The sequence below is a fragment of the Prosthecobacter gellanilyticus genome (genome assembly GCF_007992435.1).
GTDB classification, from domain to species: Bacteria; Verrucomicrobiota; Verrucomicrobiia; order Verrucomicrobiales; family Verrucomicrobiaceae; genus Prosthecobacter; species Prosthecobacter gellanilyticus.
Genome location: NZ_BKAG01000008.1, coordinates 111,577 through 135,076 on the forward strand (window position 1 = coordinate 111,577; position 23,500 = coordinate 135,076).

The 23,500-nt window shown below is 61.0% G+C and carries 14 protein-coding genes; 4 read left to right on the forward strand and 10 right to left on the reverse strand.

Features of this window, described 5'->3' with window-relative positions:
• Positions 1–213 precede the first annotated feature (213 nt).
• The 5 genes from BGE01nite_RS07460 to BGE01nite_RS07480 form a co-directional block, all read right to left on the reverse strand.
• Positions 214–672, reverse strand: a complete 459-nt coding sequence (locus BGE01nite_RS07460) for an OsmC family protein (RefSeq protein WP_146849808.1) — start codon at positions 670–672, stop codon at positions 214–216.
• A 6-nt stretch (positions 673–678) separates the two neighbouring features.
• The gene (locus BGE01nite_RS07465) at positions 679–1,866 is read right to left on the reverse strand and encodes a DegT/DnrJ/EryC1/StrS family aminotransferase (RefSeq protein ID WP_146849809.1); all 1,188 of its coding nucleotides are present in this window, start codon (positions 1,864–1,866) and stop codon (positions 679–681) included.
• A gap of 263 nt (positions 1,867–2,129) precedes the next feature.
• A complete protein-coding gene (locus tag BGE01nite_RS07470) occupies positions 2,130–3,218 on the reverse strand; it encodes a glycoside hydrolase family 16 protein (protein ID WP_218032924.1) in 1,089 nt (362 codons plus the stop codon).
• The gene (locus tag BGE01nite_RS07475; protein ID WP_146849810.1) at positions 3,218–3,949 is read right to left on the reverse strand and encodes an SGNH/GDSL hydrolase family protein; all 732 of its coding nucleotides are present in this window, start codon (positions 3,947–3,949) and stop codon (positions 3,218–3,220) included. Before BGE01nite_RS07475 ends, BGE01nite_RS07470 begins: the two co-directional genes overlap by 1 nt.
• Positions 3,950–4,053: 104 nt before the next feature.
• A complete protein-coding gene (locus BGE01nite_RS07480) occupies positions 4,054–4,974 on the reverse strand; it encodes a hydroxypyruvate isomerase family protein (RefSeq protein WP_146849811.1) in 921 nt (306 codons plus the stop codon).
• A gap of 685 nt (positions 4,975–5,659) precedes the next feature.
• Here BGE01nite_RS07480 and BGE01nite_RS07485 point away from each other — a divergent pair.
• Entirely contained in the window at positions 5,660–12,520 is a 6,861-nt protein-coding gene (locus BGE01nite_RS07485) for an SdrD B-like domain-containing protein (RefSeq protein WP_170266659.1), read from the forward strand.
• Complete coding sequence (locus tag BGE01nite_RS07490) at positions 12,517–13,203, forward strand: PEP-CTERM sorting domain-containing protein (RefSeq protein ID WP_146849813.1); 687 nt, start codon at positions 12,517–12,519, stop codon at positions 13,201–13,203. Before BGE01nite_RS07485 ends, BGE01nite_RS07490 begins: the two co-directional genes overlap by 4 nt.
• A 269-nt stretch (positions 13,204–13,472) precedes the next feature.
• Here the strand turns inward: BGE01nite_RS07490 and BGE01nite_RS07495 are convergent, their stop codons facing one another.
• From BGE01nite_RS07495 to BGE01nite_RS07505, 3 genes are read right to left on the reverse strand one after another with little or no spacing between them, the layout of a single operon-like run.
• Complete coding sequence (locus BGE01nite_RS07495; protein WP_146849814.1) at positions 13,473–15,278, reverse strand: cell division protein FtsZ; 1,806 nt, start codon at positions 15,276–15,278, stop codon at positions 13,473–13,475.
• A gap of 56 nt (positions 15,279–15,334) precedes the next feature.
• Complete coding sequence (ftsA, locus tag BGE01nite_RS07500) at positions 15,335–16,549, reverse strand: cell division protein FtsA (protein ID WP_146849815.1); 1,215 nt, start codon at positions 16,547–16,549, stop codon at positions 15,335–15,337.
• A 17-nt stretch (positions 16,550–16,566) separates the two neighbouring features.
• Entirely contained in the window at positions 16,567–17,619 is a 1,053-nt protein-coding gene (locus BGE01nite_RS07505) for a cell division protein FtsQ/DivIB (protein WP_146849816.1), read from the reverse strand.
• 188 nt (positions 17,620–17,807) lie between these two features.
• Between BGE01nite_RS07505 and BGE01nite_RS07510 the strand changes: the two genes are divergently transcribed.
• Both BGE01nite_RS07510 and BGE01nite_RS07515 read left to right on the forward strand, forming a co-directional pair.
• Positions 17,808–19,379, forward strand: a complete 1,572-nt coding sequence (locus BGE01nite_RS07510) for a hypothetical protein (protein WP_146849817.1) — start codon at positions 17,808–17,810, stop codon at positions 19,377–19,379.
• Positions 19,380–19,410: 31 nt separating this feature from the next.
• A complete protein-coding gene (locus BGE01nite_RS07515) occupies positions 19,411–20,733 on the forward strand; it encodes a dipeptidase (protein WP_146849818.1) in 1,323 nt (440 codons plus the stop codon).
• 88 nt (positions 20,734–20,821) lie between these two features.
• Here BGE01nite_RS07515 and BGE01nite_RS07520 read toward each other — a convergent pair whose 3' ends face one another.
• Both BGE01nite_RS07520 and BGE01nite_RS07525 read right to left on the reverse strand, forming a co-directional pair.
• On the reverse strand, positions 20,822–22,726 hold the full coding sequence (locus tag BGE01nite_RS07520; protein WP_146849819.1) for a bifunctional serine/threonine-protein kinase/formylglycine-generating enzyme family protein: 1,905 nt from the start codon (positions 22,724–22,726) through the stop codon (positions 20,822–20,824).
• Entirely contained in the window at positions 22,710–23,465 is a 756-nt protein-coding gene (locus BGE01nite_RS07525) for an RNA polymerase sigma factor (RefSeq protein ID WP_170266660.1), read from the reverse strand. Before BGE01nite_RS07525 ends, BGE01nite_RS07520 begins: the two co-directional genes overlap by 17 nt.
• Positions 23,466–23,500: the final 35 nt, after the last annotated feature.

Below are 23,500 nucleotides of genomic sequence, written 5' to 3' on the forward strand. Positions count from 1 at the left end.
AGCGCGGATCTCCGAATCCGCAGCAGGGTCGAACGCAGGGAAGGTTGAAACCCTTCTCCAGTGCCTCCTTCGAAATTGGTTAGGCCTGGGGCGTTTGCGTGCGCCCTAGCAGATGCGCTGTTTCGTCAGTATGTGGTGATGCTCAGGACGCTGGCTGCGTGCTCACCGGCTGCGGATTCGGAGATCCGCGCTCCACGGATGCTGCCGCGAGTGCTACGCGGCCACGACGACTTCAGTCTTGATTGAATTCGCGATGAAGCACTCTTCGTGGGCCTTGTGATGCAGATGGGCTACCTCTTCAGCAGAAGGTGGCTTCGAACCCTTCCACACAATTTTCGGATGCAAATTCACGCGGCTGATCCAGAGCTTGCCGCGCTCGTTCTTGGTCATCTCACCTTCGGCGTGGTCTTCGTAGCTTTGAGGCTCGAAGCCAGCATCAAGGGAGACGTGAAGGAACCAGAGCATGTGGCAGCTCGAGACGGAGGCAACGAAGGCTTCTTCGGGATCGACACCTGCGGGATTGGACCACGGGGCAGGGACGATATTCGGAGACGGCGAGCCGGGAACCACGGCACCGCCATCGAACTCCCACGTGTGCTCGCGGGAGTATCGGCGCTGAAGGAAATCAGGGCCGGTGTTTTGCCAGCGGATGATGGCGGTGTGAGATGACATGAAGGATCAAAGCCAGCTCGCGATGGCGGCGACGACCTCCAGGCGCTGGGCCTCGGTGAGCTCGCCGTAGATTGGGATGCTGAGCACTTCACCAGCGAGGCGGTGCGAGATCTCGCAGCCGGCACGGGAGGTGGCGGGGAGATCGGCGAAGCACTGCTGCTGGTCGAGCGTGACGGGGTAATACACTTCGCAGCCGATCTTGTGGGCCTGGAGATGTGCCAGGAGGGAGTCGCGTTTGCCTTCACCGATGACACGCAGGGTGAACTGGTTCCAGATATGGTCGTTGTGCGCGTAGCTGACGGGCAGGACAATCTTTGCGTTATTGGCGGCGAGCCAGGCATCCTGCGTGGCGGTGCATTTGCAGTGCGCGGGATCAGCCTGGACCACGCCCGGGAGCTTCAGCAGCTCGGCGGTGTAGTGGGTGGCGTTGCGCTGGCGCTCGGAGGTGTATTGCGCATAGCGCTTCACCTTCACGCTGAGCAGGGCGCACTGCAGGGTGTCCATGCGGAAATTGCCGCCGACGTATTGGTGGTAGTATTTGGGCTTCGCGCCGTGATTGCGCAGCACGCGGGCGAACTCGGCGAGGCCGTCGTCATTGGTGACGAGCATGCCGCCATCACCGAAGCCACCGAGGTTCTTGCTGGGGAAGAAGCTGTAAGTGCCGAAGTCGCCCATGGTGCCGGACTGGCGGCCTTTGTATTGGGAACCGATGGACTGCGCGGCGTCTTCGATGACGCGCAGATTGTGCTCTTTGGCGAGGGCCAGGATGGGATCCATATCGGCGCACTGGCCGAAGAGATGCACGGGGATGATGGCCTTCGTTTTCGGGGTGATCTTGGCCTTCGCGTCGTTCACGTCGAGGTTGAAGCAGACAGGGCAGATGTCCGTGAAAACAGGAACGGCGCCGAGGCGCGAGACGGCACCGGCGGTGGCGAAAAAGGTGAAGGCAGGGCAGAGCACTTCATCGCCCGGCTTGATGTCCAGGGCCATGAGGGCCAGGAGCAGGGCATCCGTGCCGGAAGACACGGCCAGCGCGTGCTTGGCACCGGTCATGGCGGCGATCTCTTTTTCAAAGGTCTCCATCTCCGGTCCCATGATGAACCGGCCATGCTTCAGCACCTGGGTGAAGGCGGCCTGGAGTTCGGATTCGAGGGGGGAGTTCTGGGCGTTGACGTCGAGAAGGGGGACGGGCATGGCGGTTGGGGAAAACGGAGTGAGGGATGTTTGAATGGGAAGGGGCGGGATGCCAGTGGTTTCCTGATCGATTGGTCTCCCAAGCTCCACCCCCATTGGAATGGGGTGGTACGTTTGGGTCTGGGCGTAGAACCCCATTCCAATGGGGTTCAATTCGCGATGTGCGGGTGAGTTTGAAGCCGCTGGCAGACTTGGAAGTCGTGGGGGCTGTCTGGCCCGGGTGGACTCCTACGCTCCACCCCATTGGAATGGGGTGGTACGGTTCAAGGCTTCTTCACCGGCTTCCCTTCAGCATCGAAACTGTCGGTGATGTCTTCGGTGAGGATGCCCTTGACGTCGCCGGGGTCGTTGAACTGCCAGATCTTGATCTGAGCGAAGCGGATGGAGGCGGTTTTCCAGTCGGCGGGGCCGGCCCAGTCGGGAAGCCAGACACCGAGATTGAGCTGGCCGGTCATGCTGGGGACGAATTTGGTGTTCTCACCGGCGAATTTGCCATCGACCCAATGCCGGGCGATTTTTCCGGCACAGACGGCATAACGATCTTTGCCGAGACGCTTCAAGGGATTGCCCCAATGCTCCTTGTAGGGCACGGCCTTGTCCTGCACCCAGAAGAAGCCTTCGGCCTCGGCGACCTGGGCATCCGTGACACCTTCGATAGGGACGAGGTCGGTGTGCCAGTCGGTGGTGTAGGTGTGCCATCTTCCATCGGCAGCGCCAAACACATCGTAGGTGCGGCTGTCGTGCTGCTTGTTCAGGAAGGTGTTGAACATCGGGGTCTTGAACTGGCCAGCCTTGCCATATTCGGGGAAGTCGATCTCGGACCAGTAGAAGGCGCTGCCCTTGCCCCACTCCTGCAGGTAGGGATGGTAGAGCGGCTGGGTGTTCGTGAAGTTATCCGCGAGGGATTCATCCACCTTCACCATGCGGTAACCATAGGTCCAGATGGCGGGGACGGTACCTGAAGGCGTGGGGCTTTCCGGCGTGCCGATCTGCATGCGCACCTCGAAACGGCCTGAAGCAAAATACTGCTTCGAAACGAGCACACCTCCGACACGGGTTTTCTTGCCCCACTGACCGGTGACGGGGCCGTCATACTGATCGCCATGCGCCTCACACTGCAGCACGAACTGGCCTAACTCCTTGTCTTCCACGACGGAGACATTCTCCGGCACCACGCCATGGTTGCCACCGCCCCATTGCTTGCGCAGGGCATACCAGCGGGCGGGATCGATCTGGCCGGAGGACCAGTCTTCCTCCAGAGCTAGCTTGGCGGATTCAGGCAGGGCGGGGATGTCCTGCGCGTGAGCGATGCAGGCTGCGGAGAGAAGAGAGATGACCAGTGTCTTGCGCATCACTTGGCGGGAGGCAGGGCTTTGAGGATGGACTCAACGGTCATGTCAGCGAGCAGTTGATAAGCAGGCGCGGTCCAGTGGAAACGGTCACCGCGGGCGAGGCTGCGCTTGTCCACGAGCAGAGTGTAGAAGTCGTTCACCGGGACGTTCATCTCGGCCATGACTTTGGCGGCCATGCGGTTGTGCTCGATGATGGTGGGATTGACCTCAGCGTCGAGTTCCGTGGGTTTGTCCTTCACGGTCACGGGCGTGCTGCTGGCCCAGATGATCTTGGCATTCGGGAGCTTGGCCTTGATGACTTCCACATAGGCTTTGGTCAGCGGCTCAAAGGTGCCGGGCTTGATGCGACCTTCTTGCCAGCCGTGCAGGCCCATGTTGAAATGTACGATGTCGTAGGGACCATTCGCGAGCACGGTGGGGAGGATGTTTTTGTTCAGGTGCTCGGACTGGTTGTAGGGGTTCATCCAGCCATCGACATAGGCTTTGCCATCGAGAGCGGCGATGGTTTGCTTCAAGTAGCCGCCGAGGATGGAATCGCCGATGAGCAGCACGCGCGGGCGCTTGGGGTCGACGATCTTTGCCTGGTCGAGCTTCCAGCCTTTGCCATCGGAGTGCAGTCGCGGATCGGTCTCGACGGCTTCGGGCAGCTTGGTTTTCGGAGCATCAGCGGCGAGGAGAAGACTGGTGAGGGCAAAGAGAGAGGCGCTGAAGCAGGAGAGGAATTTAGACATACAATTAGTTGAGCAACGAAAGGCGTGAGGACACGAAAGCGGACCGCCTTTTAGCGGTCACGCGAAATCGGGAGCACAGAATACGGGGATCCGGCGAGGATCACTCACGCCACGGAGCAGATGCCCACGGCTTGTTTGAGCGAGGCGAGCTTGTCCGGACGCTTGGGGATGAATTCCTGGCCGAGATAACCGGTGTAACCCGTCTCCTGGATGGCCTTGATGATGGCCGGGTAGTGCAGTTCCTGGGAGTCATCGATCTCCGCACGACCGGGAACGCCGCCGGTATGGTAGTGAGCGAAGTGCTTGTGCTGCTTGCGGATGGTGGCGATGACGTCTCCCTCCATGATCTGCATGTGGTAGATGTCGTAGAGCAGACCGAAATTCGCCGAGCCGAGTTTCTCGCAGAGGGCCACGCCCCAGGCGCTGTGGTCGCACATGTAGTCGGGGTGGTTGACCTTGCTGTTGAGGAGTTCCATGACGAGCTTCACGCCGAGTTTTTCGGCGGTGGGGAGGAGTCGCTTGAGACCCACGGCGCAATTCTCCAGGCCTTGTTCATCGCTCATGCCATCGCGGTTGCCGCTGAAGCAGATGACTTGTTTGAAACCGGCTTCTGCGCTGGCTTTGAGAAGCGGTTCATAAGCGCCGATGAGCAGGTCGTGATGCTCCAGACGATTGAAGGCGTGCGGGATGCTGCCGATCTTTTTACCATCGGGGCTGAGGGCGGTGGGGAAACTGACCATGGCACAATGCAAGCCATGCTTTTTCAGCGTGGGGAAGTCGGGCGGATCCAGCAGTTCAATGGACTCCAGGCCAATCTCCTTCGCGGCTTCACACATGGTCTCAAGCGGGATGTCCTTGTAACACCATTTGCAGACGGAGTGGCGGACCTTGCCCGCGGCGGCTCCGGCCTTGTCGTCGGCAGCACTTAGCTGCTGGCGGAGCATGGTGGTGACGGCGGCCACGCTGGTGCTGGCGGCGAGACTGCGGGAGAGGAAGGCGCGGCGGGGCAGAGAAGTGGAGTCCATGGTGAGCAGGGTAGGGGACGGGAGCGCTGGAGGGAAAGATTTTTGATCGATGATTTCAGAAGGGGAGTTGGCGCTGTCCAAAGGGTCCGCTTGGGTCAGTTTTCAGGGTGGACAGGGTGGTGGAGCGTGAGGGGCGATGAATGGCTTTTTTCACAGGAGATTTGGAGAAAGGGGAGAAGGAGTGCCTGCGGAAAACGCGGAAAGAACAGGAACCAGAGCGATCCGAGTCAATTCGACCAGATCCGACCTGGGTGGGGGCGAGGGTGCCGAAAGAAGGCAAGGTCGTGGGCGCATCTCGCGGAGCGAGATGGCTACTATGCTGGCGCGGTTCGCTGAGGCTGCGAGATGGCAGAATCCGAGTCGATCCGACTGGATCCAACCTGGGGGGCTGCCTTCGAGGCCACTTTGAGGCGATCCAAGTGAATCCAGCCAAATCCAGGTTCGAGGGGGGCTGGCTGGCGAATGTGGGGCCGGGGGAGGTGCCACAAGCGGCTCAGGGGCGGGCTTAGAGGGAGGCATAAAGCCTGGGTAAGAAATAAAGACTCCTGAAATAATTTCACCGAGAAGTTGTAATTATTATAATATTCATTAAAATAATCTCAAAATGCCCTCATTATCCCCTCCCTGCCCCTCTCCGTTGCCGTCACTTCGTGGCAACGGCCTTGGGCTACGGACGCGAGGGGCTTTGGCTAAAGTCTGGGCCAGCCTGGTCTGTCTCCTCGTCTTTAGTTCGACCCTGGCCTCTGCGCAGGGCACCTTCACGGTGGGGAATCTGGTATTCCGGGATTCAAATGGGAATCAGATTTTTGATCCAGGAGAGGACGTGGGCATCCAGGGCGTGATCGTGGAGCTTTGGGAAGCGGGAGGCATCGAGCCAGTGAGCATCACGACGACCGATGCGGAGGGTAGCTATCAATTCACGTCTATCACCGGCGGCTACTACTATGTGAAGATCCCGGCTTCGGAGTTCAGCAGCGGGGCGCTGCAGGGCATGCTGAGCCTGCCTGAAGTGCAGGGAGAGGATGCAGATGATGATGTGGGCGAGGATGGTCTGGACGATCCCGAGCCTGCCATGAATGGGATCCAGTCGCCTGTCTTCGGACTGCAGCAGGGAGAGGCGCCGACCTCAGCGACCTTCGAAACGGGGTTCCGACAAAACTCCGACGATGCGGATGACGGGAACGGCAACCTGACGATCGACTTTGGCTTCTATCGCCCCGTGAGCCTGGGCGACTTGGTGTTTGCTGACATGGATGGCGATGGCATGGCAGATGCCGGCGAGGGCATCCCTGGCGTGCGGGTGAATCTTTATCTCTTTGGCATGGGACCGGAGCCGCTGCGCACGACCACGACGGATGCCTCGGGCCGTTTTCTCTTCACTAATTTGGTCGATGGCAGCTACCATCTACAGATTCCTGCAACCGAGTTTGAGCCAGGCAAAGTGCTTTCCACCGCCGTGCCGCTGACTCCTTCTACACCCATGGGTGATGATGACACGGGTGGTGATGCCGACTCTGCCTTCGTGGCGCCGGGCATCGGCGTTCGGACTGACAATTTTGTCCTGTCTGCTGGTTTTGCACCCACAGCGGCGACCTATGAAACCGGTCTCTTCAGTGATGCGGATGATGGTGTGAATGATGTCAGCAGCGATCTCACCCACGACATCGGCTTCGCCTTCCCCGCAGGCCGCGTGGCGGTGGGAAATCTGGTCTTCGTTGATCAAGATGGCGATGGCATCGCCGATGAAGGCGAAGGCCGTGACGACATCGTGGTGCGTCTTTTTGCCGCGGGTGATGATCCGTTGACGGATTCTCCAGTGGCGCAGCGCCTAACCAGCGATGGTGGTTTCTACTTCTTCGAGGATCTGGCTCCGGGTGACTATTTTCTGCACATCCCGCCGAGCGAATTCAGGCTCTTCAAGCAGCTCTATGCGGCGCAGTCCATCTCCGGAAATATCGCAGGTGATGATCAGCTGGGTCAGGATGGCCTGGATGCAGGCTCGCCTCTCAGCACGGGTGTGCGCACGGCGGTCTTCACGCTGGCGGTGGGCAGTGCTCCGACCTCGGCCACTGGCGAATCCGGTCTGCATGCAGGTAGTGACAGCTTCCGTGACGCGGATGTGGATCTCACGCGCGACCTGGGATTCTTCGTACCGTCGTATGAGCCGGTAGGCATCGGCAATGCGGTCTTCAAAGATAGCAATGGCAGCCTGCACATGGAGGCCAGCGAAGGCGTGCCGGATGTGATGGTGATGCTCTTTGCTGAGGGGAATGATCCCATGACGGATACGCCGCTGGGTTCACGGCTCACGGATGAAAACGGCAGCTACCTTTTCGATGGTTTGCTTCCTGGCAGCTACTTCATTCACATCCCCGCATCTGAATTCAATCCCGGGGGACCGCTGCAAAATGTGACCTCGCTTCCAGGTTATGGCCTGGACAATGGGCTGGATGACAATGCGGATGAAAACGGTGAGGACGGCACCTCGCTCGCGCTGGAAGGCATTGGTTCACGGGTGATTCAACTCGCGGCGGACAGCGAGCCCACGGGTCTCTCTGGTGAGACAGGCTTCCGCGCTGCGGATGACGTGGGTGATGACGACAACGTGGATCTCACGGTCGACTTTGGCTTTAGCGGCGGTTGTCCTGCGATCACTTTCCAGGCAATCCTTGTGCCGACTGCCCGCGTGGGAGAGCCCTATGAGCTTCAGCTCAATGCGACGGGCGGCACCGGACCCTATGTGTGGAGTTGGAGCGCCACGAACCTGTCAGGACTGCCAAGCGGCCTAACCTTGGATAACGCCGGCCTCATCTCCGGCACGCCCGTGAACTCGGCGACGCATTCGCTCAAGATCCGCGCCACGGATGCCGAAGGCTGCTTCACCGAGACCACGCTGACCTTGCAGATCTTCAGTCCGCTGGGCGTGATGAAGGTGGGGAACCTCGTGTATGTGGATGAGGATGGCGATGACCATGCCGATGCGGATGAAGGCAGGGATGGCGTGACGGTGAAGCTTTACCTCGCCGGTGGTGATCCGGAGCTCAGCACACCGCTGGCCACGACGCAGACGCAGGACGGTGGCTTCTTCCTTTTCTCCAATCTCGATCCCGGCAGCTACTACCTCTACATTCCTGCGGAGGAGTTTCAGGCAGGTGGACAGCTTCTGGGCACGCTTTCCATCTCTGGCCAGGGCGTGGATGATTCCGATGATGATGCGGATGAGAATGGCGAAGACTTGCTGACCCCTCACCTGAATGGTGTGCGCAGCAGTGACTTCACACTGACGACCGATGATGCGCCGACCAGCAGCGAGACCGGTCTGGGCAGCAACTTGGACAGTGGTGATGACAGCAACGGAGACCTGACCCGCGACTTCGGTTTCGTGGCTGCCTGCTCCACCATCGTGGTCACGCCAGGGCCTCTGCCAGATGCGATGTATCTGAAGGAATACTCAGTCCAGCTCGAGGCATCAGGCGCCATGGGCCCTTATGTGTATACCTCCGTAGGCGAGTTGCCCGCGGGCCTGCTCCTGAGCTCGTCTGGTCTGCTTTCCGGCACGCCTGCCTTTGCCGGTAGTGCGAGCTTCCAGGTGGATGTGACAGGTGCGAACGAGTGCGTCACACGTGTGACGCTGACGGTGAATGCGCAGCCGGGTCTCGGCGTGGGCAACCTGGTCTTCCTGGATGCGGACAACGACAACACGGCGGATGCCGGTGAAGGCGTGAACGAAGTGATGGTTAGGCTCTTCAACGAAGGCGCGGATCCAGAGACGGCCACACCGGTGGCGAGCACGCTGACGGCAAACGGTGGTTACTATCTCTTCAGCGCGCTGGAGCCGGGCCGCTACTTCGCGCATATTCCGAAGGAGGAGTTTCAACTGGGTGGGCATCTTTATGCCAAGACCTCCATCCTGGGCGGAGGTGATGACGATGGCCTGGATGATCATCTGGATGAGAACGGTGAGGATGCCCCTGAGCCTGATAGCACCGGTGTGGCATCGAATGTGTTCGAGCTTTCCGTGGGCAATGAGCCGACGGATGACTCTCAGGAAGGAACGCAGTCCGGTGAGTTTGGCCGCGGTGCTGAGCAGGATGCACTGGTGGATGCACACTATGACCTGACGATCGACTTCGGCTTCACCCAGGTGTGTCCTGAGATCGATATCATGCGCGAGCGCCTGCGTCCCGTGGTGGCCGGGAGTGCCGTGAATCTCATCTTCATGGCCTCAGGAGGCGTGGAACCCCACACCTGGAGTGCCGCACAGCCTCTGCCTTCCGGCCTGAGCCTGAGCGCGGCTGGCGAGCTCACGGGTTCGGTCACACTCCCAGGCGAATACGTGATCCACGTGAAAGCGACGGATACCCAACTGTGCGCTGGGACGAGCACTTTCACGCTGGTCGTCAAAGCCCCGCAGCCGCTCTCGGTCGGAAATCTCATCTTCATCGACCAGGACCGCGATGGTCATGCGGACGCTGGTGAAGGTGTGCCAAATGTGGTGGTGCAGCTTTTCAATCAAGGAGCGAATCCGGCCAACACCAGTCCTCTGGTGACTCCGGTGACCACGGACGCGAATGGTCACTATCGCTTCACCGGGCTGGGGGCTGGCCGCTACTTTGTGCATGTGCCAGCGAGCCAGTTTGCCAATGGCGCGCCCTTGCATCAATACGTCTCCATGCTTGGAGCCGGCATCGATGATGGTGAAGATGACGACGCCGGCGAGAACGGCGTGGACAATGCGCTGCCGGCCAGTTTTGGCATCTCCAGCACGGAGTTTGAGCTGGCTGAAAACACGGAGCCGATGAACGACTACACAGAGACCGGCCTGGGCGCAGATGCTGATGATGAGGATCCCGATGAGGAGAATTATTCTGACAACGATGGTGACATGACCATCGACCTCGGCTTCCTGCCGCTGCCACCGGCCGGTCTGCGCATGGGCAATCTGATCTACATCGATCGTGATCTTGATGACCGCCCGGATGCGAATGAAGGCGTGGATGGTGTGACCGTGCTGCTCTACCGCGAAGGTGACAATCCTGCCTTTGCTGAACCCACGCGCAACGTGGTGACCGCCGATGGCGGGCACTATCTGTTCGCCGGCCTGGAGCCTGGAGGGTACTTTGTGCATGTGCCGGCGTCGCAGTTCCAGGCAGGCGCGCCGCTCTACCATAGTCTCAGCCTCACCGGTCATGGTTATGACATGCCGGTGGACGATGATGCGGATGAAAACGGTGTGGACTCGCCGAATCCGATCAGCACGGGCATCTCAACGACTCTCATCACCCTGGACTATTACGGCGGGCCGACCAGTCTCAACGGTGAAACAGGCGCGGGCACAGACATGGATGACAGTGATGATGCGAATGGCAACATGACCATCGACCTGGGCTTCCGCGTTCAGTGTCCGGACCTCATGCTCACGCCGAACGGTGACAGCTACACGGCCATGCAGGCGCTGAACTTCACGCAGAGCTTTAGCGTCTCCGGTGGTGTGGCGCCGTATGTCTTTAGCGCCATCGGCACGCTGCCAGGTGGCCTAACTTTGAGTGCGGAAGGTGTGCTCTCTGGCAAGCCTACAACGCCGGGCGAGATCAGCTTCACCCTGCGTGCAGTGGATTCCCTGGGATGCACGCTGAGCGCTCCCATCACCTTCACCACGAACGCCGCGCCTCCAGGCACGAGCGTGGGGAACCTGATCTTCATCGATGAGAACGGAGACGGCAAAGCGCAGAATGGCGAAGGCGTGAACGGTGTGACGGTGAAGCTGATGAATGCTGGCGGACAGGTCGCTCAGACAGTGACGGCCAATGGCGGCCTCTATGAGTTCGTCAATGTGGAGGATGGCACTTACTTCCTGCAGATCTCCGCGGACATGTTTGCTGCCTCAGCACCTCTCGCGGGCATGAAGTCGATGCCCGGCACGGCCCTGAGTGATGATGACATCAGTGAAGACGGCATCGATGTGCCGAATGCTTCCATCACAGGCGTGCGCACGGCTGATTTTACGCTGGAGCTTGGAAGCGCGCCGACTTCCGAGAATGGCGAGACTGGTCTTGGATCAGCCCTGGATGATGTGCGTGATGCCTTCACGGATCTCACCCTGGACTTCGGTTTCACGAATGTGCTGCCGCGCAATTTTGCGCAATGGCAGGTGGAGAATCCGCTCAACGGACTGAATGGTGCCGAGGACAACCCAGAGGGCGATGCGCTGAACAACGCGCTCGAGTTCACACTGGGGCAGGATGCCAGCACAGGTCTCCTGAGCAGCGTGACCTTCCCACCACGCCTGAAGCTGAACAGCGTGACCGGCAAGTTTGACTTCGAATTCCAGCGGCGCGCCGGCGGCACTGAGGGAACGAGTGTTTCACTGATGCTTTCGGATGGCCAGGGCTTGGAAACGCTTTCGAGCCTGGTTCCTGCCGTGGTGTCCGCGGGCAATGGTTTTGAAACCGTGACCTATCCTGACGTGGAAAGTGATCCGGCCTTCAACGGCAAGACACAAGGTTATGTGCGTCTTCGCTCTGAGCTGAGCCTGGATGCCTCACCTGAGCCCGAAGTCACTGCTCACACACCGACCTGGTGCTGGCGCCGTCATGCGGTGGCTGCTGGCGCCTCACGCGCTTTTGCCATGCCTTTGGTTCGGCAGGAAGTGCTGCGAGGTGTGGTGACGGGTGTCATTGGCGCTGCTTTGGATCTGAGCGATGCGGTGGGTCCTGGAGGCAATCTCGCCGCGGCGCTGGTGCCGGGAGAAAGTTATTATGTCGAGGTCATCAGCGGCGGCCACTCCGGCAATCGTTTTGAGATCGAGGAAGTGGCGACCGCAGCGGCAACGGTGACGCTGGATCTCGGGTCGCTGCTTTCCACCACGGACACGCTGCCAGACCTGACAGGATCGACCATCGTGGTGCGCCAGCATCAGACGCTGGGCAGTGTCATCGGCACCACGGCCCTGCATCCCTCGAACCGGCAGTCGAGCGCGGATCGCGTGCTGTTTTTCAATCGCGCGGGCAACAACTACCATGAGCACTGGCTGTCTCTGCGCAGTGGCAATGAGCGCCGCTGGGTGCTCGCGGGCGATGAGAACTCTCTCGATCGTGCCGGGCGTGTGATCACCCCCGGTGAAGGCCTGTTTGTGAATCCGAGGACAACGAACGCGAACATACCTTTGGTTGGGCTTGTGCGTGAGACGGATCTGCGGGTGACACTGGCTGTGGGGAACAACTTTGTCAGCTCCGGCCTCACCACCATCACCAGCCCGAACGCGCTGAGCATGAAAGTCGCGCGCGGCTTTGTGGCGAGCAATCGTCTCACCCAGGCGGACCGCCTGCGTGTCTGGAACAACACGGCCCTGCCACCGGCGGCGCCTTACACGGCCTACTATCTCCAGCGCAGCGGATCGAACCCCGAGAAGTGGGTGCTCGAGGGCGACCAGAATCTCGGGAACGTGAACGACACCCCCCTGGTGCCTGCCTTTGAAGGCATCTTCATCATTCATCAAACGACCCCGTTCCTGTGGGATCAAGAACCTCCTGAGCCTAACCAATGAAGCATTCACTACGCATCCTCGCTGCCTCGCTCCTGCTGCTGCAGCCGGCGCTGGGCACGTCCATCTCCTGGTTTGATGGCAGCGGGGACGTCATCGTCAATCCCACCGGCACAGCGCTGGATTCATCCTTCATCTTTGAGATCGGCACGTTTGGAAGCTTTGTGCCCACGGACAACAATCTCGACCAATGGGCCGCCAACTGGAAGGTGTTTGACCGTGCGGTGATCGGTGACGGCTGGAATCCGGCCGAGGGTTACTTCACAAGCTTTGCCCAGTTGAGCGAGACGGGAACGCCGGGCCTTGGCCAGAGCTCGTTCAGTGCGGAAACCTTTCAGTCAGGGGAGGTGGCCTACCTCTGGGTGTACAATGCGCTCGACCTTGTGCCGACCTCGCAGTGGGCTCTGGTGCGTGACTCGACCAATGGCCCCGGCAGCGGGAGCTGGCTGATGCCGACCGCCGATGACAACGCTGTCGACTCCACGGATTGGGACCTGCTGCAGGCGAACCAGGCCATCCTCGGCATGGTGAACGGCGTCATGGGCCCTGGTGACTACACACCGATCGGCAATCCCGGCGGTGGTGCGGCCTGGCTGCAGCTCGCGGCCGTGCCGGAGCCAGGGTCATGCTTGTTGTTAGGCGTGGCGGGGTTGTTGGGGCTTTGGAGGAGGAAGCGGGCGGCTTAGCCATCAACGGACTTCACCACGCAGCATCTTGAGTGTCGCGATAGCGTCCTGGACTGCGCCTGGCCTCTGGCGCTCTGGAAGTCCTGGCGAGAATCTTCGCGCATGGTGAATGCGAAGGTCATGCGGGGCTTTACGCGTTGTGAAATCCGCAAGCCACCCGCTCCGTCGGAAAGCTCCAGAGGACTGGAGCACTCCAGGACGCTTCGCGACAGCGGCAAGGCATGAGGGCGCGAAGTCTAACGAACTTCGCACCTGCTTATGGCGATGGATTACCTCTTCAGCTTGCGCTTGAGACGCATCCAGGTGGGGACATCGAGGTCTTCGCCGCCATCGGCAAGGACGGGCTCGGTCTTCTGAAAGCGGCCGCGGTCTTCTTCAGAACCGAAGCGGAAGGCGATCTGCTCGTCGTCCTCGCTCACCTTGGAGGCGAGACGGGAACCGGGCATGTAAGGGGCGTCTTCCGCCGCAGGCGCGGGTGCGCGGCCGACCACAGCGGCGAGCGAGGTGGTGGGCAGAGGTGCGGGGCGCGGAGCAGGCTGGGTGATGAAGTCCTCAATGCGCGGCCGTGGAGGGCGCACTGGCTGCACGGGTTCCGGCTCGGGCTCTGGCTCTGGGATGTGAGCGGCGGCCATCGGCTGCTCGATGATGATCTCATCCGCGAACGGAGAAGGCTCTTCTTCGAAGGTCGCCTCAGCCACGGCCTCAGCCTCAGCTTGCGGCTCTTCCTCCAGGAAGGACTCAGGCTCGGGCTCGGGTTCAAACTCTGGCGCGCTGACTTCCTCCACGGAAAGCGGAAGCGGTGCGGAGGTGATGGAGGTCGGAGCCGCAGGAGCGGCGATCTCCTCGCTCCTGAAAAGCAAGTCCATCGGCTCTGTGGCAGGTGCAGACTTGGCGAGCTCAGCTCTCAGGGATGATTTGGAGGCGCGGGGCGCAGGGGCGGCCGCTGTGGCAGGGATGAGAGTAGGTGATGGTGCTGATGCTGGAGCTGGGGCGTGTGCGGCAGGCGCGCCCAGATTGTCCATGATGGAGGGCATCGGGCGATCCTTGACCGGCAGCATGTCCACCGGAGGTGCGGCAGCCGCGACGGTATTCAGTTGAGCGAGACCGAGCGAGCTGAGCAGCGTGACGCAGACGGAGTCTCCGAGCTTTGCATCCACGGCGACGCCGAACAAGATGTGCGTCTGGTCCGGCACGTTCTTGCCGAGCAGCTTCATGATGGCATCCACCTCGAGCAGGGTGAGGGACTCACCGCCGGCGATGTGGACGAGCAGGGTCTTCGTCTGGTGAAGAAGACGACCTTGATCGATAAGCGGAGACTTCAGTGCGCGCTTCACGGCCTCGCTGCCGCGGTTCTGGCCGCGGGCTTCGCCGAAGCCGAAGAGGCAGCGTCCGTTGGAGGTGTTGAGAGCGGCGGTGAGGTCATCGAGGCCCAGCTTCACCAGGCCTGGCGTAGAAAGGATGGTGGACACCGCACGCAGGGACTGGGCAATGAGCTGGTCCGCCTGCGTGAATGCCTTCTGGATACCGTCCTTGGGCAGCGTGAGCTCGCCCATGCGGTTGTTTTCAAAGAGGATCAGCGCATCTGCGCGCTTCTGGAGCTGGTCCAGAGATTCCTCGGCCTGCTTGAGGCGGCGCTTGCCTTCAAAGCTGAAGGGCATGGTGGCGGTGAGAAAGACGAGGGCGCCGGTGCCTTTGGCAATCTCTGCGATGACGGGAGCAGCGCCGGAACCAGTGCCGCCACCGAGACCGGTGCAGATGAAGACGATGTCATGGCCGTCCACGGCCTCGCGGATCTGCTCGCGGGAGAAGACGGCGGCCTCGCGGCCGAGCTCCGGATCACCACCGGCGCCGATGCCGCGCATGAGCTCCACCCCGAGCTGCACCTTGTGCGGAGACATCGAGTGGCTGAGCACGCGGATGTCCGTGTGCACGGTGACCAGCTTGGCCTCCACGGTGCGGTCCAGCGTGATGCGGTCCAGCACATTGCCACCGGCTCCGCCGACGCCGACGATGCAGGTTTTCAGCGAGCCGGGCTCGATGGTTTCCTTCAGGGCTTTGCGATCATATTCGACCATGTCGGTGGGGGTGTTGAGGATGGACGGGCGGAACTAACTAAAAGGATGAAATGGCTTTATGGCACGACCGAGAGGAGGTCGGCCATCTTCCGCCCCAGCTTGCGGAGCGGTGACATGAACGGTTTCTCTTGATCCAGGATCTGAGCATAACGTATCAGGCCGATGGGCGCTGAGAACTGCGGTTTCTCGAAAGTGGCGGTCACGCCACTGACGGGAGCCGAGCCTGCGCGCGTCACTTTCCTTTCAAACACATCTTGTGCCACCACGTCAATTCCTTTCAGCAGGCTCGTGCCACCTGTTAGGTAGATCCCGGCGGCCAGATGACCGATGTGTCCCTCGCAGCGAGTTTTGACCTGCTCGAAGATTTCACGCACACGGAGGTGGATGACTTCGTTGAGGAAACTGCGCTCGCACTCGGCGATCATGAAGCCGTTGTCGTCCTCCACGCGGACGATGTCCTCCGGTGAGAGATCGTCAAAGATGCAGGAGCCTTCGGTGACTTTCAGCTCCTCGGCGCGGCGGTCCGGGATCTGCACTGCCATGGCGATGTCCTGGGTGATGTGGTCACCCCCGAGCGGCACGCAGCCGGAGGCGGCGATCATACCGTCTTCATAGAGAACGTAATCCGCCGTGCCACCGCCGATATCGATCATCAGGGCGCCCTGGGCTTTGGCCTCGCGGTTCAGCACCACCTGGGCCGCGGCGATGGCGGTGAAGACCACGTCCTCCACCTCCAGCGGCACTTCGCGCACGCACTTCACAGCGTTTTGAATACGACCACGCACGCCGTGGATGATGTGGTAATCCGCCTCCAGCACGCGGCCTTCACGGCCGATGGGCTGGCGCACACCTTCCTGGCCATCCACGATGTACTGGCGGGTGATGCTGTGCAGAAACACATGATCCTGAGGGATCTCGACATTGCGGGCGATCTCCTTCGCCTCCTCGACATCGTCCTCGGTGATCTCGCCCTGGTCCTCCTGGAGGCGCCAGGCGCCGCGGCTGTTCAGGCTTTTGATGTGGCCGCCGGTGACGCCGAGGAAGACGGTGCGGATCATGACATCACTCGGTTCCTCGGCACGCACGAGAGCGTCATTGAGGACGGTCTGCACCTTTTGAAAGTCCACGATCTCCCCTTTGCGCACGCCGCGAGAGGGTGCGGTGCCGACACCGAGAATCTTGATGGTGCCGTCACGCTTGGCCTCGCCGACGACGACGCAAATCTTGCTCGTGCCGATTTCGAGTCCTGCGTAGATGGTGCTTTTGGCCATGGCGCTATTCTATTCTATTAACGAACGGATGTTGGGGCTGCTGGAGAGCTGGGGTGTGGAGAAAGGGAGGCAGTGACGGGATCCTGGAGGCCTTCGAGATTCGGCGGCTCGCGGAAAATGATGGGCAGGTTCTTCTGCACCAGCAGGTTCAGCGTCTCGATCTTCCACTCGCGATGAAGGGCTTCAAGCCAGATACGGTCCAGGCGGGCGAGTTGATCGTCCAGATCATCCACGCCGAAAATGAACTGGCTGCGAAGCTTCGGATCCACGGCACCCATGCTGGCGGTGAGGGACCAGGGCTTCTGGATGTCGATCTGGTAGAGCTTCAGCAGGCCTTGCTTCTCCTCGCGCTGCTGCAGCTCGCCCAGGAGGTGGAGCGCGGACTTGATGGAAAGGTCGGTCATCGCTTCGCCAGAGGTGTTGTGCGCCAGTGTCTCATGACGGATCACGGGCAAAGCGTCATAAGCCTCTGTCACCACCTCGCAGGGGAAGGTCACCCCTTCGGCATCAATGAAGTGGCCGATCTCAGGCTGGCGTGACTTCATGCCGAGCTTTGGCAGCTCGATCCAGGCCACTGGCTGGCGCTGCTTGACCACGATGGTCAGGCGGCCCTCGTAGTCGCGGTTGATCTTCACGGAGCGCACGGCGGGCAGCGTCATGATGCGGCCCTGGATTTCCCGCATGTTCACGGTCAGCAGGTTCATGCCATGCGTCAGGGCGCTGGTGCGGACGATGCGCTCAGCCGTTACCGGACCTTCCGTGCGCACCACCACCTGCTTCAGGCTGAACTGCGGGTTCTTTAGAAAAGCCTCACGCACCGTGATCTTCAGCAGGGCACCCAGGCAGATGAAGAGGATCAGGCCCATGGCCCACTTGAAGCCACGGCGCTTGAAGGCGGCGCGCTCCATCTCGCGGATCTTCGGGGAGTCCACCTTCAGGTTCACGTCCAGCGTCATGCCACCCACCTTGCGGCGCTTCTTGCCCGCAGACGCAGGAGCCACCTCGGAGGGGGCTCTTGGCACGGGAGAGGCCTTGAGGGTTTTGGCAGGAATGGTTAAACGCGCGGGCATGACAAAGTCGAAGGCGTGCAACACAGCCGAGACTTCCCGGCAGATCGTTAATATCCCTTAATAAACAATTTCGTTCCAAAACGCCACGCTTTTTCTGGAAAAATTAGCCCCTATGGCCGGGATGAAGTTATTCGCAGTTTCGACACATCCTTGCCAGTTCCCAATCGTAGCCTAGCCTCTTCTTCCTGATGCCAAAATCCTCCCCTGCGCTCCTGCTTACCCTCCTTGTCTTGGCAGGGGCTGGCGCGGCGGTGTGGATGTCGCCGAAGAACGGCGCGCCGGTAGAGGTCAAAACCGCTCCGGTGGCCCCGGTGGAGCCGAGCCCTCTCCTGGAGGCAACCCTGCCCACGGATCAGCCGGACACGGCTCCTCAGATCAACATTTTGGTGGAGCCGAAGCCATCCGCCCCGCCCAAACCGGCAACGATGGAGGGTCTTCGTCAGCAGATAGCCCTGCTGGAGGGGCAGGTGGAGTATCTTCAGGGCCAGGTCGGCGCTCTCCAGGATGAAAATGCCCAGCTCCTGCAAAAGCTCGGCACCCTCGGTATGAAGGGAGTGGCGAAGCTGGATCCCTTGCCGCCTCTGCCCATGGACGAGCCGCCGGACTTCGTCGGCCTCGGCATCGAGCTCATGAAGTTCCGCCAAATCCAGGCCCTGCCCATCCCCACCACGGGTGTGAGCCAGGCCGAGGTGGAAAAGGCCATCCTCGCCTGGTTGCGCCAGCAGCAGCCGGAGGATGAAGGTCCGCGCTTTGCCCTCGCCCTCGCTGCCTTGGGCTGGATTCCGAAGCCTGTCGACCCCCTGCCTCTCCAGGCCTCCGTGCTGGCCCTGAACCTCGGCGGCTGGTATGACACTGCCTCCGGCACACTGCTGGTCGTGGATGAAAAAGCCGTGCCTGGCAAACCCGCGCCTGATCGACCCATGGCCGTGGCCTTCGGCCAGTTGCTCCGTGAGTATGGCAGCACGCTGTATCCGGCGCCGGGCAGGCCACCGTTGACCACGGACGAGCGCCTCGCGCGTCTAGCGCTGATCACGGGAGATGCAGCGCTCACCCGCTTCCTCTACAGCATTCAGAATCCCATCCCGCAGAGTCCCACGGACCTGCCCGCTGAAGATCCGGATCATCCGCTGAACCAGATCCCCATGCCGATGTATCTGAAGGAACTGTCGCTGTTTCCCTTCGCGAAAGGTCTGGAGTTCGCGCAGGCACTGCACAGCGCAGGACTGTATCCGCAGTTGAATGCCTCCTACTCGCGTCCGCCCACCTCGTGTGGCGAGATCATCGAGCCTGAGCGCTTTCTCGATCCGGAGCGCCTGCCGCCGGCCCGCGTGGACTTGCCTAACATTGAGATTGGTGGCGAGACACCCTACTGGGATGACCGTCTCGGCCGTTTCGCCACCTTCACCGCGCTCCGCACCTACAATAGCGATGAGGAAGCCGGACTCGCGACCCGCGGCCAGAAGGGCGACCGCCTGCTGGCCTATGCCGCGCCGAACCATAAGCGTGACCATGCCGTTTGGCAGAGCCTCTTCATGACCTTTGAAAACAGCACCGCCTTTTTCAAAGCCATGCGCTCCTGCGTCACTCAGCGCTATGATGCCAAGCCGGAGGTCGATGAGCCGGGCAAGGTCACTTTGAAAGCCGATGACCGTCACGTGAGGATCCTCAGCACCCATGGTGGTCAGGGTGTGATGCTCATCGATGCCGCCACGGCTGAATTTGCCGATGCCGCAGAGAAGGCGGCATCATCACTGCGATGAAATGCGCCGCGAGATGCGTTTGTTCTCTCGCATGAGTTCCGCTCTCTCCCGCCGCCATCTTCTCCGCCAGCTCCCGCTCGCCGCACTCGCCGGTGGTTTTCACATTCATGCGCGCTCGCAGGAGTCGAAGCAGCTCTGGGTCACCGGGAATCCGAACATGGACAAAGCCCGCGAGATCGCGGTGAACCTCCTGAAGCCCACGCAGGCGCAGATCGAGCATGCCTGGGAGCTGCATTTCAATTCCGTGGTGTTTGAGAGCTATGGCTTTGCCCCGCGCTGCGCCATCGATGCAGAAGCCATGAACGAGGCCATCAAGTCAGGTGCCTCGGCTGCTGAGATCACCGACCTGCGCGAGTCCATGTCCATGAATCGCAACGCCACGAACGAGCGCGAGCGAAAAGAGTTCCTGGATGCTTTCCATGCCGCTGGCGTGACCTGCATCTTCCAAAACACCGGTGAGGAGGGCAGTGATCCCATGCGCCTCATCAAACGTCTCGCACATTTCACCAAGGCGACGGATCTCTTGAAGCCTGCGCTTACCAAGGTGACGACCGCGGAAGAGATCGAAGGCTTGAAGAAAGCCGGTCATGTGGGCCTCTGCTTCACCATCAATGGCGTGCCTTTGATGCAGGACTGGGAAAGCGTGTCGGATGAGTTGCGCTTCGTGCGCATCTTCCATGAGCTCGGCACGCGCATGATGCATCTCACCTACAATCGTCGGAACCCGATCGGCGATGGCGCAGGCGAGCCACATGACGGTGGCCTGAGTGACTTCGGTCATGCCGCCGTGGCGGAGATGAACAAGCTCGGCGTCATTATCGATGTCGCGCACAGTGGTTGGAAGACGGCCTTTGATGCGGCGAAGGCTTCAAAGAAACCCATGGTCGCCAGTCACACCACCTGCTGCGGTGTGTATGAGCACTTCCGTGGCAAGCCCGATGACACCATCAAGGCCATCTGTGATACCGACGGCCTTGTGGGCATGTGCTGCATCCCACGTTTCCTCGGCGGCAAAGGCGATATCACCGCCTTGATGGATCATCTGGATCACGTCATCAAAAAGTTCGGCGCCAAGCATGCCGCCATCGGTTGTGACACCGCCTACATCTCGCGCTACGACAAAGAAGAGCGCGCGAAGCTGATGAAAGCGCCTGCTGGAAGCTCGGGCCGATGGGAGCATCTCTGGCCGAAGGATGAGTATGTGACCACGCTCGAAGCCGAGCAAAGCGTGGCCTGGTCCAACTGGCCGCTCTTCACTCTCGGCATGATCATGCGCGGTCACAGTGATGACACCATCCGTCAGGTCATCGGCGGCAACATGCTCCGCGTGCTGAAGGCGAACACCGTGGCGTGATTGCAGATGTACGTTGTTCACGCTTGAGCGTGTTCTTCGATCGTCATTGACACGCTAAAGCGTGAACAACGTACGAGTCTGGCGCGCTCTACTCATCCTTCTCCTCCTCATCCTCCTGCCAGTCCAGCACGATGCGAAAGCCAATGACCGGAAGACGCATCTTGTTAGGCAGGGCACGAGGAAAGCCAAAGTTCACGGCCGCCGGCGTGCCATCGTGGTAGGCCGCGCCACGCAGGCGCACCTTGGCCTCGTTGTCGTTTTCCGCGTCATCGGAAACCCATTCGGCCATGTTTCCGGAGATGTCATACAGACCAAACGGCTCTGCCGGAAAAGAGCCCACCGGCGCGGAGCGTGGGAAGGGGTCACGCTCTTCAAAGGTCCGCCATGCCTGTGGCCATCGATCATCCCGGGCCTCGGGTCCGGCCACGTTTCCTGCGCGGGGCTGCGCGCCCGGACCTCCGGCAGCGGTCTGCCATTCGGCATTCTCCGGCAGGCGATAGCGCTGCCAGGGTTTGAGCCGGCCCTCCGTCACTTCCTTCCAGGTCAGCCAGTCGCAGAAACGCCTCGCTTCAAACACGGTGAAGAAGCAGGCCGGATGATCCGGACTCACGGCATAACCAAGATTGTTCCAACCACCGACGGGAGCCAGCTTGCCGCCGACATCGAGGATGTAGAAATTACTCAGCACCGTTTCCTTGGCGCGTTTCGCGCTCGCCGCGCGCCAGGCCGAGTTCAGCAGGCTCCTTTCCGCCATGATGAAAGGCTCCACGTCACGACGTCGCGCCTCCCAGATGGAGAAAAGCACACGCGTTCCTGGCACGGGCACAAACCTCATGCCGAGACTGTTCTCCCAGGGCTGCTCCCTCGTGGCATTCATGGGCTTGGCAAACACGGGCGGTGGTGGCGGAGCCATGTGCTGCTTCTGCCAGATCGCCCCTGCCGTGGCCGTGATGGCAGCGAGCACGATGCCTGCGGCCACAATCCGGATGCGCCGCCACTTCTGCGTGCGATGCGCGCCATGCAGGTGTTGCTGCCAGGCCGCCCTCACCTCATGGGCCAGCGTGTTGGCGCTCGCCGTGCGCTTCACGGGATCCGCCTCCAACGCATTCGCGATGCTCCGATCAAAAGCTGCGGGCAGCCCGGTGATCCGTGAAACAGGCGTGTAGTTTCCCAGCGGCATCTGACCGGCCAGCAGATGATAAAGCAGCACGCCGAGCGCATAGATGTCCGCAGGTGGTCCCGCGCTCTTCGGCGAGAGGATGCGCTCCGGCGCGAGGTAGTAGGCGGTACCAAAGTTCTCCGTGGTGCCCGTGAAGGCGCCGATGGTGGAACCCGAGCCAGGACCGATGTCCTTCGCGAGTCCGAAGTCTGCCAGCTTCACCATCCCATCATGCGCGGTGAGGATGTTCGCGGGCTTGATGTCACGATGCGCGAAGCCCTGCTCATGCGCATGAGCCACCGCCGAACATACTTTGCCAAAAATGTCGACCGCACGTTCACTTGCCAGTTTCTCCGCGCGCAGCAACCGCTCGAGATCGCAGCCTTCGACCAGTTCCATCACCAGGCAGAAGCGGCCGTCATCCGTCTCATTGGTTTCCAGCACGCGCACGATGTGCGGATGATGCAGTTTCATCAGCGCATGAGCCTCGGCTTCAAAGCGCGCCGCCATCAGCGGATCACGAGACCATCTGGACTCCAGCACCTTCACGGCTCCCGGACTGCCATCTCTTGCAGATTCGGCACGGAACACACGCCCCATGCCGCCAGCACCTAGAATGCCCGTGATGGTCCATCCGGGCACCGTGGGTAATGAGTCATCCGCTTCAGATTCATGGCCTGAGGTCACCAGCCATCCGGTGTCCGCATCCAGCGCGCTGCGGGAAAAGCACGGCGCGCACAGTCCGCCGAGATCGATCGAGACCGTCGACGAACCACAGCGCGGGCAGGAATGCTCGGTGCTGGCTTCTTGAGCTGGTTCAGGCGCGGCTTTCATGGGCGAGTGCCTTCACGAGATAACGTGTCTCCTCCTCGATCTCCTGCTGCGAAGCCTCCGGCCCGAGCGTGCCCGCTGCTTCCGCGCGCAGAAACTCGGCCAAGCGCTTTCTCATGCGATGCACTTCAATGCGGATTTGGGCTTCACTCACGCCGAACATTAAACCAATGTCAGCATAAGGTTGCACGCCCTCATTGGAAATGAGCACCGGCTTCAGTTGGTTGAGCAGCGCGGACTTGTTGCGTCGCGCATAGCTCTCTTCCAGTTGCCGCATCGCACGGCCACACAGCGTCAGCGCCCATTCACGGTCGAAGACGGACTCCGGCTCGGCTTCGTGAGTGCCCTGGGCAGACTCCGGCACTTCATCCAAAGACAGCGTGGCGGCCCCGCCTCCGCGCTTCTGTGCCTGCGCATCCCGATACAGATTGTAGCAGTGATGCCGCGCGCTGGATTTCAGGTAATGCCGCAGCCGCCCGCGCGCACGGTCAAACTGCCGCAGCCCGTCCTTGCCTAACAATTGCGACATGATCTCCTGCGCACCATCTTCCGCATCCGGGATGTTCAGGCCAAGCGCGCGCAGGTAGTTCACCACCGGCCGCCAGTAGGCGCGGCACAGCTCCTCACGCGCGGCGATGGTCTCCGGCGCGGCCGGATCACATGCCGCCAGCAGCACCGTCCATGCCGTGGGTGGAAAGCCCCGGTCATCAGGATTCGCGGTGATGGGACGGGCGGATGACACGCGGCACCAAACGTCATCTCCGGCCTGCGGGCAAG